The sequence below is a fragment of the Streptomyces sp. NPDC101152 genome, assembly GCF_044768275.1.
GTDB lineage: Bacteria > Actinomycetota > Actinomycetes > Streptomycetales > Streptomycetaceae > Streptomyces.
Window position 1 is genome coordinate 18,922 of record NZ_JBIWPO010000035.1, and the last position, 13,388, is coordinate 32,309.

13 protein-coding genes are annotated in these 13,388 nt (G+C 71.7%); 5 read left to right on the forward strand and 8 right to left on the reverse strand.

The features are described from left to right. Nucleotides 1-168: 168 nt before the first annotated feature. Entirely contained in the window at nt 169-1,410 is a 1,242-nt protein-coding gene (locus ACIRVK_RS32545; protein WP_404253456.1) for a sensor histidine kinase, read from the reverse strand. 6 nt (nt 1,411-1,416) lie between these two features. Then, complete coding sequence (locus ACIRVK_RS32550) at nt 1,417-2,070, reverse strand: response regulator transcription factor (protein ID WP_003993508.1); 654 nt, start codon at nt 2,068-2,070, stop codon at nt 1,417-1,419. Between the two features lie 473 nt (nt 2,071-2,543). Between ACIRVK_RS32550 and ACIRVK_RS32555 the strand changes: the two genes are divergently transcribed. Next, nucleotides 2,544-2,708, forward strand: coding sequence for a hypothetical protein (locus ACIRVK_RS32555; protein WP_404253458.1), 165 nt, complete (start codon nt 2,544-2,546; stop codon nt 2,706-2,708). Nucleotides 2,709-2,803: 95 nt separating this feature from the next. Here the strand turns inward: ACIRVK_RS32555 and ACIRVK_RS32560 are convergent, their stop codons facing one another. Continuing rightward, nucleotides 2,804-3,622, reverse strand: a complete 819-nt coding sequence (locus ACIRVK_RS32560; RefSeq protein ID WP_404253460.1) for an inositol monophosphatase family protein — start codon at nt 3,620-3,622, stop codon at nt 2,804-2,806. An 8-nt stretch (nt 3,623-3,630) separates the two neighbouring features. Next, entirely contained in the window at nt 3,631-4,758 is a 1,128-nt protein-coding gene (locus tag ACIRVK_RS32565) for a ferrochelatase (protein ID WP_404253462.1), read from the reverse strand. Between the two features lie 163 nt (nt 4,759-4,921). Between ACIRVK_RS32565 and ACIRVK_RS32570 the strand changes: the two genes are divergently transcribed. From ACIRVK_RS32570 to sepH, 3 genes are all read left to right on the forward strand, one after another. Continuing rightward, nucleotides 4,922-6,160, forward strand: coding sequence for an MFS transporter (locus tag ACIRVK_RS32570; protein WP_404253464.1), 1,239 nt, complete (start codon nt 4,922-4,924; stop codon nt 6,158-6,160). Further along, a complete protein-coding gene (locus ACIRVK_RS32575) occupies nt 6,120-7,439 on the forward strand; it encodes a D-arabinono-1,4-lactone oxidase (RefSeq protein ID WP_404253466.1) in 1,320 nt (439 codons plus the stop codon). Before ACIRVK_RS32570 ends, ACIRVK_RS32575 begins: the two co-directional genes overlap by 41 nt. Before the next feature lie 414 nt (nt 7,440-7,853). Next, nucleotides 7,854-8,894 (forward strand): septation protein SepH, encoded by a 1,041-nt coding sequence (gene sepH, locus ACIRVK_RS32580; RefSeq protein WP_404253468.1) that lies wholly within the window; start codon nt 7,854-7,856, stop codon nt 8,892-8,894. Between the two features lie 73 nt (nt 8,895-8,967). Here sepH and ACIRVK_RS32585 read toward each other — a convergent pair whose 3' ends face one another. Next, nucleotides 8,968-9,819 carry a sulfurtransferase gene (locus ACIRVK_RS32585; RefSeq protein ID WP_404253470.1) on the reverse strand — a complete coding sequence of 284 codons (852 nt, stop codon included), beginning with the start codon at nt 9,817-9,819 and terminating at the stop codon, nt 8,968-8,970. Between the two features lie 207 nt (nt 9,820-10,026). Here ACIRVK_RS32585 and ACIRVK_RS32590 point away from each other — a divergent pair, with 207 nt between their 5' ends. Next, entirely contained in the window at nt 10,027-10,830 is an 804-nt protein-coding gene (locus ACIRVK_RS32590; RefSeq protein ID WP_404253472.1) for a VOC family protein, read from the forward strand. 23 nt (nt 10,831-10,853) lie between these two features. Here ACIRVK_RS32590 and ACIRVK_RS32595 read toward each other — a convergent pair whose 3' ends face one another. Genes ACIRVK_RS32595 through ACIRVK_RS32605 form a run of 3 tightly spaced genes read right to left on the reverse strand, consistent with a single transcriptional unit; the run spans nt 10,854 to nt 13,385 of the window. Then, a complete protein-coding gene (locus ACIRVK_RS32595) occupies nt 10,854-11,501 on the reverse strand; it encodes a thymidine kinase (RefSeq protein WP_404253474.1) in 648 nt (215 codons plus the stop codon). A gap of 43 nt (nt 11,502-11,544) precedes the next feature. Further along, the gene (locus ACIRVK_RS32600) at nt 11,545-12,789 is read right to left on the reverse strand and encodes an alkaline phosphatase family protein (RefSeq protein WP_404253476.1); all 1,245 of its coding nucleotides are present in this window, start codon (nt 12,787-12,789) and stop codon (nt 11,545-11,547) included. After that, nucleotides 12,789-13,385 carry a DUF5998 family protein gene (locus ACIRVK_RS32605; RefSeq protein WP_404253554.1) on the reverse strand — a complete coding sequence of 199 codons (597 nt, stop codon included), beginning with the start codon at nt 13,383-13,385 and terminating at the stop codon, nt 12,789-12,791. Before ACIRVK_RS32605 ends, ACIRVK_RS32600 begins: the two co-directional genes overlap by 1 nt. Nucleotides 13,386-13,388 lie beyond the last annotated feature (3 nt).

Consider the following 13,388-nt stretch of genomic DNA (forward strand, 5'->3'; position numbering starts at 1 on the left):
CAAGACCCCCGAAAACCCGGATTTTCCCGACTTTGCGGCGGCCGACTTGATCACGGAGAGTAGATGGCCGGAAAATCGCCCATGTGATCGATCACACATGGAGTGCCCGCTTCGGTGGCCCGAAAATTCCGCGTAAAGCGAACAACTTCGTGTGTTGGCGACATGATCTCAGATGGGAAGTGCGACCCGCATCACCAGCCCACCCCCCTCACGCGGCTGAGCCGAGATGTGCCCGCCGTGCGCCCGCGCCACGGACCGCACGATGGACAGACCGAGCCCGACACCCTTGTCGCTGCCCGTGCGCTCCGTACGCAGCCGCCGGAAGGGCTCGAAAAGGTTGTCGATCTCGTACGCCGGCACGACCGGCCCGGTGTTCGACACGACCAGGATCGCCTGGCCGTGCTGGACGTCGGTGGTGACCTCGACCCAGCCGCCCTCGGGAACGTTGTACCGCACGGCGTTCTGGACGAGGTTCAGCGCGATGCGTTCCAGCAGCACGCCGTTGCCCTGGACGACCGCGGGCTTCTGCTCCCCGCGGATCACCACGCCCTTGGCCTCCGCCTCCGCCATCACCTGGTCGACGGCCTGCTCGGCGACCTCGGCGAGGTCAACGGGCTTGCGCTCGACGATCTGGTTGTCGCTGCGGGCGAGCAGCAGCAGACCCTCCACCAGTTGCTCGCTGCGCTCGTTGGTGGCCAGCAGGGTCTTGCCGAGCTGCTGGAGCTCCACGGGCGCGTTCGGGTCGGAGAGGTGGACCTCGAGCAGCGTGCGGTTGATCGCGAGCGGGGTGCGCAGCTCGTGCGAGGCGTTGCCGACGAAGCGCTGCTGGGCGGTGAAGGCGCGCTGCAGACGCTCCAGCATGTCGTCGAAGGTGTCCGCCAGCTCCTTGAGCTCGTCGTCCGGGCCGTCCAGCTCGATCCTCCGGGAGAGGTCCGAGCCGGCCACCGCGCGCGCGGTGCGCGTGATGCGGCCGAGCGGCGCCAGGACCCGGCCGGCCATCGCGTAGCCGAACGCGAAGGCGATCACGGCGAGGCCGAGCAGGGCCAGCAGCGAGCGGCTGAGGAGGTCGTCCAGGGCGTGCTGGCGCTGAACGGCGTCGCACGACTTGAGGATCGAGTTCAGCTCGGCGTTGCTGCTCGCCTGATTGAGCTGGGGGCAGGTACCGCTGGTGATGCTGAGGTTGGTGCCGCTCACCGAGAAGGACTGCCCGCTGCCCTCATGCAGGGCCTGGGCCGCCAGCAGATAGATGATCGACAGCAGCAGGATCCCGGCGATCAGGAACATGCCGCCGTACAGCAGCGTGAGGCGTATGCGGATGGTGGGCCGCAGCCACGGGAACGGCGGTTCGGGCTTCCTGGGGTCCCAGGTGGGCTTGGGGGGTGCCGTGGGGAGAGCGGGTGTTGCTGCCATCGGGGATCAGATCCGGTAGCCGGAGCCGGGCACGGTCACGATGACGGGCGGCTCGCCGAGCTTGCGGCGCAGGGTCATGACGGTCACGCGGACGACGTTGGTGAACGGGTCGGTGTTCTCGTCCCAGGCCTTCTCCAGCAGCTGCTCCGCCGAGACGACGGCGCCCTCGGAGCGCATCAGGACCTCCAGGACGGCGAACTCCTTGGGCGCGAGCTGGACCTCCTTGCCGTCGCGGAAGACCTCGCGGCGGTTGGGGTCGAGCTTGATGCCGGCGCGCTCCAGGACGGGCGGCAGCGGCACGCTGGTGCGCCGGCCGAGGGCCCGCACGCGTGCGATGAGCTCGCTGAACGCGAAGGGCTTGGGGAGGTAGTCGTCGGCGCCGATCTCCAGGCCCTCCACGCGGTCGCTGACGTCGCCGGAGGCCGTGAGCATGAGCACGCGCGTGGGCATGCCCAGCTCGACGATCTTGCGGCAGACGTCGTCGCCGTGGACGAGCGGGAGGTCGCGGTCGAGGACGACCACGTCGTAGTCGTTGACGCCGATGCGCTCCAGGGCGGCCGCACCGTCGTACACGACGTCGACGGCCATGGCCTCCCGGCGCAGTCCGGTGGCCACCGCATCGGCGAGCAGCTGCTCGTCCTCGACGACGAGTACGCGCACGTCGCTTGTCCTTCCTGAGGTCCGCCCGCGCGGCACCGACCGGGCTCGCGGGCAGGGGTTATGGGCAGGGTTCTTCGAGAGTGTGTGCCTCCATCCTGCCCTTTTCGGCCGTAAGTCGGCTGTAAGACGGTCCGGGGCCTGGTGAGCGGCGGTTAAGCGCCGGGGGGTGGTGGGTGGTCGTGAGATGAAGGGCGGGTGTGAGACCGGGAATGCGAAATTTTCTCGCGCGGTTGAGGTTTCCGTGGAAGGAAGCGCGGGGAGGACGGTTCATACCCCGCGATCACGCTCTGCTAGTGCCGCAACACCATGCGGCACGGCGCAATCCGCTTTCCGCAGAGTGGACGTGCGGGTGCCCGGCATCGTCGCCGCCCAGCAGGGCAACGCGGCTGGGCATCTGCCGGAGACGTGATCGCCCCTTCCGAACGGCACACCCCCGTGCCATCGACCCACGACCCAGGACGAGGGGGCGCAGCATGGACGCATTCACCGCAGGACTTCTGCAGCGCATAAAGGCGACCGAGTCCGACCTGACGCGGGCTCTCGACGAGGGCGACGACTTCCTCGTCGAGGTGGAGCAGGGAGAGCTCGACGACCTGCGCCGCCTCGCCGCCGAGCACGGTGTGGAGGTCGGCGCATAGCGTCTGATCGCTCGTGAGCGCGACAGCGGGCCCCCGGCGAATCCAGCGCCGGGGGCCCGCTGTGCGTGCTGCCGGCGCCGCGGCAGTGGGTCCCGTCAGTCGTGCCAGGCGCCGAAGTCCTCCAGGAGGCGCTGGAGGGGCTCGAAGACACCCGGGGTCCCGGCGACCGTCAGGTCGCGTGAGGGGCGTTCTCCGGGGCGTCCACCGGTCAGGGCGCCCGCCTCCCGGGCGATGAGATCGCCCGCGGCGCCGTCCCAGGCGTTCAGGCCACGCTCGTAGTAGCCGTCGAGACGGCCCGCCGCGAGGTCGCACAGGTCGACCGCAGCCGAGCCGCCGCGCCGGATGTCCCGCAGGAGCGGGATCAGCCGCCCGGCCACCTCGGCCTGGTGGCCGCGCACCTCGGCGACGTAGTTGAAGCCGGTCGAGACCAGGGCCTGGTCCAGCGGGGCGGTGGGGCGGCAGGCCAGACGGCGCTCGCCGGCCCAGGCACCCGTCGCCCAGGCTCCGGTTCCCCGGACCGCGTGGAAGGTCTCACCGCGCATCGGGACCGCCACCACCCCGACGACCGTCTCGCCTTCCTGCTCGGCCGCGATGGAGACGGACCAGGTCGGCAGGCCGTAGAGGTAGTTGACGGTGCCGTCGAGCGGGTCGATCACCCAGCGGACGCCGCTCGTGCCCTCGACGGACGCGCCCTCCTCGCCGAGGAAGCCGTCGTCGGGGCGGTGGGAGGAGATCAGGTCCGTGATCAGTTTCTCCGCCGCGATGTCCATCTCCGTGACCACGTCGATGGGGCTCGACTTGGTGGCCGCCACCGCGAGGTCGGCGGGACGGCCGTCCCGCAGCAGGGTGCCGGCCTCGTGGGCGGCCTGCCGGGCGAGGGCGAGCAGATCGGTGTGCAGCGCGTCGTCGGGCACGGGGCTCCTCAGGCGTAGGGGCTGTCGGCGCCCGCGGCGGCCGGGCGCGGGGCGCGGGCCGGGCAGCAGCCGATCGGGCAGAGGTTGTGGCTCGCGCCGAGCGCACCCAGGGCGCAGGGGCTGACGTCCTGGCCGCGTTCGACGGCCGCGCGCTCCAGGACGAGGTCGCGGACGGCCGCGGCGAAGCGCGGGTCGGCGCCCACGGTGGCCGAGCGCCGCATCGGCAGGCCCAGTTCCTCGGCCTTCGCCTTCGCCTCCGTGTCGAGGTCGTAGAGGACCTCCATGTGGTCGGAGACGAAGCCGATGGGGGCGATCACGACCGCCGGGACGCCCGCCGCGTGCCGTTCCTCGAGGTGGTCGCAGATGTCCGGCTCCAGCCACGGGATGTGCGGGGCGCCGGAACGGGACTGGTAGACGAGCTGCCAGGGGTGGTCGACGCCGGTGCGCTCGCGGACCGCGTCGGCGATCAGCCGCGCCACCTCCAGGTGCTGGGCGACGTACGCGCCACCGTCGCCGTGTTCCTCGACCGGGCCGGAGGTGTCGGCGGAGGCGACCGGGATGGAGTGGGTCGAAAAGGCGATGTGGGCGCCGTCCCGGACGTCCTCGGGCAGGTCGGCCAGGGACTTCAGCACACCCTCGACCATGGGCTCCACGAAGCCCTCGTGGTTGAAGTAGTGCCGGAGCTTGTCGACCTTCGGCAGGTCCAGCCCTTCGGCCTCCAGGGCGGCGAGGGAGTCGGCGAGGTTCTCCCGGTACTGCCGGCAGCCCGAGTACGAGGCGTAGGCGCTGGTGGCGAGCACCAGGACGCGGCGGCGGCCGTCGGCGACCAGCTCGCGCAGGGTGTCCGTCAGGTAGGGCGCCCAGTTGCGGTTGCCCCAGTAGACCGGCAGGTCCAGGCCGTGGTCCGCGAAGTCCTTGCGCAGGGCGTCAAGGAGGGCGCGGTTCTGGTCGTTGATGGGACTGACCCCGCCGAACAGGAAGTAGTGCTGCCCGACTTCCTTCAGGCGTTCCTTGGGGATGCCCCGCCCGCGCGTCACGTTCTCCAGGAACGGGACCACGTCGTCGGGCCCCTCGGGGCCGCCGAAGGAGAGCAGGAGGAGGGCGTCGTAGGGGGTGGCATCGAGCGCGTCTGGCATGGGTCGATCCTGTCATCCGGTGCTGACAGCCGGGAAACGGCGGGGTGACCACCCGGGTTCCCGTGCCGTTCGGACAGGTGCGCCAAGGCCGCCGCACTCGTAAGCTGTATCGGTTGCATTCGCGCCTTACCGCCCCGCCGCCCTTCCCCTGACCGGAGCCGCCGTGCCCAGCCCCTACCGCGCCCTGTTCGCCGCCCCCGGCTCCAAGGGCTTCTCCGCCGCGGGGTTCGTCGGCCGGATGCCGCTGTCGATGATGGGCATCGGCGTGGTCACGATGATCTCCCAGATCAGCGGGCGCTACGGGCTCGCGGGCGCCCTCTCGGCCACCATCGCGCTGGCCGCCGCGGCGATCGGGCCGCAGATCTCGCGCCTCGTCGACCAGTACGGGCAGCGGCGCGTGCTGCGGCCGGCCACGCTCGTCGCGCTCACCTCGGCGGCGGGGCTGCTGTTCGCCGCGCGCTTCGGGTGGCCGGACCCCGTGCTGTTCGTGTGCGCCGCGGGGATCGGGGCCGTGCCGAGTCTCGGGGCGATGGTCCGCTCACGGTGGGCCGCCCTGTACCGGGGCACTCCGCACCTGCACACCGCGTACTCGTTCGAGTCGGTGGTCGACGAGGTGTGCTTCATCTTCGGGCCGATCATCTCCATCGGGCTGTCGACCGCCTGGTTCCCGGAGGCCGGGCCGCTGCTGGCGGCCTGTTTCCTCGCGGTCGGCGTCTTCTGGCTGACGGCTCAGCGGGCCACCGAGCCGGTGCCGCACCCGCGCGAGCACCGGGGCGGCGGTTCGGCGCTGCGCGCGCGTGGACTGCGGGTTCTGGTCGCCACCTTCGTGGCCACCGGGGCGATCTTCGGGGCGGTGGACGTGGTCACGGTGGCCTTCGCCGACGAGCGGGGGCACAAGGCCGCGGCGAGCGTCGTCCTGGCGCTGTACGCGGCGGGTTCCTGCGTCGCGGGGATCGTGTTCGGGCTGCTGCGCTTCTCCGGGTCACCGCAGCGCCGCTGGCTGCTGGGCATATGCGCGATGGCCGTGAGTATGATCCCCCTCCTACTGGTCGGAAACTTGCCGTTTCTGGCCGTGGCGCTCTTCGTGGCGGGCCTGTCCATCGCACCCACGATGATCACGACGATGTCCCTGATCGAAGAGCACGTACCACGCGCGCAGTTGACCGAGGGCATGACCTGGATCAGCACCGGACTCGCGGTCGGCGTCGCGCTCGGCTCCTCCGTGGCCGGCTGGGTCATCGACGCGGCCGGGGCGCGGGCCGGGTACGGGGTCCCGGCGGTGTCCGGGGCCGTCGCGGTCACGGTCGGTTTCCTGGGGTACCGCCGGCTCAGCAGGCCGGCTCCGCGTCGGGGAGGCACCGTTGAGCAGCACAGCGAGCGGGAAGAACGGCACGTGGCGTAACTGGGGCGGCAACGTGTCCGCCCGTCCCGCGCGGGAGGTCACGCCGGCCTCCGTGGAGGAGCTCGCCGCGGCCGTGCGCCGGGCGGCCGAGGACGGGCTGACCGTGAAGGCGGTCGGCACCGGGCACTCCTTCACGTCCATCGCCGCCACCGACGGTGTGTTGATCCGCCCTCAACTGTTGACCGGCATCCGCGGGATCGACCGTGACGCCATGACCGTCACGGTGGAGGCCGGCACCCCGCTCAAGCGGCTCAACATGGCGCTCGCGCGCGAGGGCCTGTCGCTCACCAACATGGGCGACATCATGGAGCAGACGGTCTCCGGGGCCACCAGCACCGGCACCCATGGCACCGGCCGTGAGTCGGCGTCGATCGCGGCCCAGATCAAGGGGCTCGAGCTGGTCACCGCGGACGGCACGGTCCTCGTCTGCTCCGAGAAGGAGAACCCGGAGGTGTTCGCGGCGGCCCGGATCGGGCTGGGCGCGCTCGGCATCGTCACCGCCATCACCTTCGCCGTGGAGCCGGTCTTTTTGCTCACGGCCCGCGAGGAACCGATGCCCTTCGACAAGGTGCTGGCCGATTTCGACCAACTCTGGGCGGAGAACGAGCACTTCGAGTTCTACTGGTTCCCGCACACCGGCAACACCAACACCAAGCGCAACAACCGCAGCGCGGGCCCGGAGAAGCCCGTGCCCCCGGTGTCCGGCTGGTTCGAGGACGAGTTCCTCTCCAACGGCGTCTTCCAGGTGGCCCAGTGGGTCGGCCGCGCGGCCCCGGCGACGATCCCGACGATCGCCCGCGTCTCCAGCAAGGCCCTGTCCGCCCGCACGTACACCGACATCCCCTACAAGGTCTACACGTCGCCGCGCCGCGTGCGCTTCGTGGAGATGGAGTACGCCGTCCCGCGCGCGGCGCTGACCGAGACGCTGCGCGAACTGAAGGCGATGGTCGACCGCTCCGGCCTCAGGGTCAGCTTCCCGGTCGAGGTGCGCACGGCTCCGGCCGACGACATCACGCTGTCCACCGCCTCGGGCCGGGACAGCGCCTACGTCGCCGTCCACATGTTCAAGGGCACGCCGTACCACGCGTACTTCACGGCCGCCGAGCGCATCCTCACCGCGCACGAGGGCCGGCCGCACTGGGGCAAGGTGCACACCCGGGACGCCGAGTACTTCGCGGGCGTCTACCCGCGGTTCGGCGAGTTCACCGCATTGAGGGACCGCCTCGACCCGGACCGCCGGTTCCAGAACGACTACCTGCGGCGGGTGTTGGGGGCGTAGGAAAGGGGGCGGGCCATTGGTTCCGTTTCCGGCGATTGCGTGAAGTACGCCACTTTCAAGATCCTCAACCCTCTCAACAGGCGGCCCGGGCACACGCCTTGCCAGATATTGGGTGGCGTGCCAATCCACGCACGTGGTCCGAATGGAGTACTGTTGCGAACCCTGGGTCCGGTCTCCCGCCAGGGCGTCCGGAGCCTTGCCGGACCGCCGGGAGGGGGCGAGTTGCACAGGGTGACGGAGTTGGTCACTTAGCGTTGCGAATAGGTAACCGTGCCATAACGGCGTTCCCGGGCCCGTGCCCGACACGCCGGGCAACTCGGCAAGGTTGTGGCAGGCTGCACCCGGGCAGGCCACACTCGACTAGCGGAAGCAGCGACGCACGTGACGTCGGCAGGCACCACCCGGGAGGTCCCCATGCCCGAACTGCGTGTCGTGGCCGTCTCGAATGACGGCACACGGCTGGTGCTGAAGGCTGCCGACTCTACGGAGTACACGCTTCCGATCGACGAACGGCTGCGTGCGGCGGTCCGCGGCGACCGTCCCCGCCTCGGCCAGATCGAGATCGAGGTCGAGAGCCATCTCCGTCCCCGTGACATCCAGGCGCGTATACGCGCCGGTGCCACCGCGGAGGAGGTCGCGCAGCTGGCAGGGATCCCGGTCGACCGGGTGCGCCGCTTCGAGGGCCCCGTCCTCGCCGAGCGCGCGTTCATGGCCGAGCGGGCCCGCAAGACCCCGGTGCGCCGGCCCGGCGAGAACGCCGCCGGTCCGCAGCTCGGCGAGGCCGTCCAGGAGCGCCTGCTGCTGCGCGGCGCCGAGAAGGACACCGTGCAGTGGGACTCCTGGCGCCGCGACGACGGCACCTGGGAGGTCCTGCTGGTCTACCGGGTGGCCGACGAACCGCACTCGGCGAGCTGGACCTACGACCCGCCCCGGCGGCTCGTGCAGGCCGTCGACGAGGAGGCGCGCTCGCTGATCGGCGAGTCCGAGGACCTCGCCGCGCCCGAGCCCAGCTTCCCCTTCGTGCCGCGCATCGCACGGCTGCCCCGCGACCGCCCGCTGGACGGCGCCCTGCACCGGCCGAGCCTTCCGGCGCAGTCATCGGAGCCGGCCGAGGAGAGCACGGCCGGTGAACGGGACTCGCTGACCAGCCTGTTGGAGGCGGTGCCGAGCTTCCGCGGCGACCTGGTCGTCCCGGAACGCCCGGCCGAGACGCCCCCGCCACCGGAGGAGCCCGCCGCCGAGTCCGAGGCGGAGGAGCCGCCGGCACCCGCTGCCTCGGCGGGTTCCGCGTACGCGGACGTCCTCATGCCCCGCTCGGTCGGCAGCCACCGCGACCGCCTCGTCGGCGCGACCGACCGCCAGGCCGAAGCCGACGGCGTCCGCCCGGGCCGCCGCGCGGCGGTGCCCAGTTGGGACGAGATCGTCTTCGGCACCCGCCGCAAGAAGCAGGAGTAACGGGTCGTACGAGCCGGTGCCGCGGCACTGGAGGGCCGCGCCGTTTCCGGTGCGGCCCTCAGCCGTTGCCGGGCTACTGCGGGTCGGGGCCCACGGCGACCGGTCGTGACGGGTCCGAGGACCACTCCGACCACGAACCGACGTACAGCGCCGCCGGGATGCCTGCGACGGCCAGGGCCAGCACCTCGTGGGCGCCGGAGACGCCCGAGCCGCAGTACACGCCGACCTGCGAGGCGTCGGTGGCCCCCAGCGCCTTGAAGCGCTCGGCGAGTTCCTCGGCGGGGAGGAAGCGTCCGTCGGCTCCGACGTTCTCCGTGGTGGGCGCCGACACCGCGCCCGGGATGTGGCCGCCGACCCGGTCGATCGGCTCCACGTCTCCCCGGTACCGCTCCCCCGCCCGCGCGTCGAACAGCACCCCCGAGCGCGCGAGGGCCGCGGCGCCGTCGGCGTCGAGGAACCCGGCATCCCCCGGAACCGGCTGGAAATCGCCCTCGTCCGGCGTCGGCACGGACGTCTCCAGCGGGCCCTCCCAGGTCGGCAACCCGCCGTCGAGGACCCGCACGTCCGGGTGACCCGTCCAGCGCAGCAGCCACCACGCGCGGGCCGCCGCCCAGCCCTGTCCGCCGTCGTACACGACCACCGGCCTCCCGGCCGAGACGCCGGCCGCGCGCATCGCGGAGCCGAAGACCTCGAGGTCGGGCAGCGGGTGCCGGCCGCGCTCGCCGGGCGCGGAGGCGAGCTGCGCGTCGAGGTCGACGTGGACGGCACCCGGGATGTGCCCGGCCGCGTACGCGGCGCGGCCGTCGAAGGGCGGTTCACCGGCCGCCTTGGCCACGGTCAGCTGCCAGCGGACGTCGAGCAGGACGGGCGGGTTCGCTCCCGCCAGGCAGTTCGCGAGTCGAGAAGCGGAGATGATGGCGTTCATGGCCACCATCCTCGCGCACGGGGTGGCCGTGCCGTCCATGTCCGGCTACTCTGCTCGGCCGGACAGGCCCGATCACCAGGCGTACGGACTCGGGCACATGCTGTACAACCGATCGACGCCCGTCGGCCGTCGCCCGGGAACGGACAGGACTCCGCACGGCGGGTGCAAGCGACGCGGCCACCGCGAGGGGTCGAGGAGAGAGTGACGATGACCGAGGCACGGGGGTCGGCCGGCCCGAACGGCGAGACGCACACTCGGCACACACCCGGTACACCCTGCTGGGTGAGTCTGATGGTGCACGGATTGACGGCCACCCAGGACTTCTACGGTTCGTTGTTCGGCTGGGAGTTCCAGCCGGGCCCCCAGCAACTCGGCCCGTACTCGCGCGCCCTGCTCGACGGCCACGAGGTGGCCGGCATCGGACAGCTGCCGTCGGACCGCCACCTCCCCATCGCCTGGACGCCGTACCTCGCCTCGGACGACGTGGACCTGACCGCAGAGACGGTTCGGCTGTGCGGCGGCACGATCGGGGTGGGGCCGCTGGACGCCGCCGAGGCCGGCCGTCTCGCCATCGGCTCCGATCCCTCGGGCGCCGTCTTCGGCATCTGGCAGACCGCCGAGCACTACGGCACCACCCTCACCGGCGTCCCCGGAACCCCGGCCTGGAACGAACTGCTGACCTTCGAGTCGGCGAGCGTGGCCAAGTTCTACGAGACGGTCTTCGCCTACGAGGAGGAGCCGGTCGTCTCCGCCGACTTCGACTACGTCACCCTCCACATCGACGGCCGCCCGGTCGCCGGCATCCACGGCGTCGGCCACGCCCTGCCCCGCGACCAGGGACCGCACTGGCTGACGTACTTCGAGGTAGTCGACACGGACGACGCGGTCGACCACGTGGCCCACCTGGGCGGCCACACCCTCAAGGCCCCGCACGACACGGCCCACGGCCGGCTGGCGATCGTCTCCGACCCCGAGGGCGCCCGCTTCGCCCTGGTCCACAGCCCGCACTGACCTTCAGTCCGCGGCAGGACCTCTCAGAGGGACGACACCGGCAGCACGTCCGGGGACAGGGCCGCAGCCCGGGCCGTGGCCGCGGTCATCCGGCGGCGGTGGTGGCGGCGGCACAGGACCTCGTAGCCGATGGTGTCCGACTGGTCGACGTCGCCGACCACGACCTGGGCGCCCTCGACCACCATCTCCCCGCCTATCGTGCGGGCGTTGTGCGTGGCGCGGGCGCCGCACCAGCACAGGGCCTCGACCTGGAGGACCTCCACGCGGTCGGCCAGTTCCACCAGGCGCTGGGAGCCCGGGAAGAGCTTGGAGCGAAAATCCGTGGTGATCCCGAAGGCGTAGACGTCCAGGCCCAGGTCGTCGACCACGCGCGCGAGCTGGTCGATCTGCCCGGGTGCCAGGAACTGCGCCTCGTCGGCGATGACGTAGTCCGCCCGGCCGCCCTGGGAGAGGTGGTCGACCAGGTAGGCGTACAGGTCCTGTTCGTCCTCGACCTCCACCGCGTCCGTGACCAGCCCCAGGCGGGAGGAGAGCTTCCCCTGGCCAGCGCGGTCGTCGCGGGTGAAGATCATCCCGACCAGTCCGCGCGCCGAGCGGTTGTGCTCGATCTGCAGCGCCAGCGTCGACTTCCCGCAGTCCATGGTTCCGGAGAAGAACACCAGCTCGGGCATGGGTGGTTGAGCACCTTTCGGCAAGCGGTACGGGAAACGGGCTTCAGGAGCGTACGTCGAGCAGGGGGACCAGCTGCTCGGCGGGGGTCATCGAGCCGTGGTTGCCGACCATCGCCGACTCCTTCGGCTCCCGCTCGGACGCGATGATCAGCACGTCGTCGCACGCGGCCGCGATCACGTCGCCGAGCCGGGCGTACACCCGTTCGTCGATCCGCGGTCCGAACCAGCCCGCCGCGATCGCCTCGTCGCGCGAGGCCACCCAGAACTGCTCGCCGAGCACCTCGCGCCAGCAGGTCAGCACGTCGTTCGCGGCGCCGGGGACGGCGTACACGTGACGTGCCCGGCCCTCGCCGCCCAGCAGGGCGACGCCGGCGCGCAGTTCCCAGTCCTCGTCGAAGTCGATGCGGTGCTGTTCGTCGAAGGGCACGTCGAGCATGCCGTGGTCGGCGGTGACGTACAGCGCGCTGCGCGGCGGCAGTTGCTCGGCGAGGCGCTGCACGAGCCGGTCGACGTGCATGAGCTGGCCGCGCCAGGTGTCGGAGTCGACGCCGTAGCGGTGGCCTGCGCCGTCGAGCTCCGCGTAGTACGTGTAGACCAAGGAGCGGTCGCCGGCGGCCAGTTCCTGTGCCGCGAGATCCATGCGGTCCTCGCCCGACAGCCGCCCGTGAAACGTTCCGCCGCTGAGCGCGACCTTGGTCAGCGGGGTGTTCTCGAAGGTCGGCGAGGACACCTGCGCCGCGTGCACACCGGCCTCGTGGGCGCGTTGGAAGACGGTGGGGTACGGCTGCCACACATGCGGTGCCGTCCACGGCTGCCAGCGCAGTTGGTTCATCAGCACGCCGGTGTCCGGATCGCGCACGGTGTAGCCGGGCAGACCGTGCGCGCCGGGCGGCAGGCCGGTGCCGACGGAGGCGAGGGAGGTCGCCGTGGTCGCCGGGTAGCCGGCGGTCAGCGGGCGGCCGGTACCGCCGCGGGAGCTGCCGAGCAGGGAGGTCAGGAAGGGCGCCTCCTCGGGGTGTGCTCTCAGCTGCTCCCAGCCGAGGCCGTCGATAAGGAACACGCAGTTCCGGTCGGCGGGCGCCAGCTCGGCGATCGCGGCCGCTGTCCCCGGCACGCCCATGCCGGCCGCCAGGGTCGGCAGCAGGTCGGCGAGCGAACCGCTGCCGTACTCGGGCAGCGGCGCGGAGTCGACGGACAGGGGTTCGATGTGGGCGTCCCAGACGGCGTCGGGAGGGGTGGGTGCGGGGCGCCCCGGGTCGTGGGCGGCGCGGGGAGAGGGGTGGGTCATCAGCGGGTGATGTCCGCGGTCGCCTCGGAGAGCGACTGGGCGAAGATGAGGGCCTGGCGCACGGTCTCCGGGCCGTCCCCGGCCTCGCTGACGCGCAGGCTCAGGTCGTCCGCCGTGGAGTTGCCCGTGTAGCCGTGGTCGGCCTCGCAGTTGGGGTCGCCGCAGGCGGCGGGCTCGAGGTCGATGCGGGAGACGGCACCCCAGCCGATGGTCAGGACGACCTCGCGGGGCAGGGTGCCCGGGGTGTACTGCTCCGGGTTGGCCACCACCCGGCTGACCACGACCGAGGAGATCCGGCCGAGCTTCACGGACTCCGTGGACGTCGTCGCGTACGGCGTCGGGGAGGTGCTGTCGGCGGCCTGCTCGTCGGTGTGGCTGACGATGAAGCGGTTGCCGGTGAGGACGAGCACGGTCACGTGCCGCCGCACCTCGTTCTGGTCGAACGTCGTCTCCTGGTGGACCAGGTACGACCGGATGGAGTCGCCGCCCACGGCGGCCTCCACCGCCTCGGCCACGAGGGCCGGGTAGTAGCCGCTGCGCTCGATCGCCGCTCGCAGCCCCTGGGTCGTCGTACTGGTCTTGGCCATGGCGTCCATCCT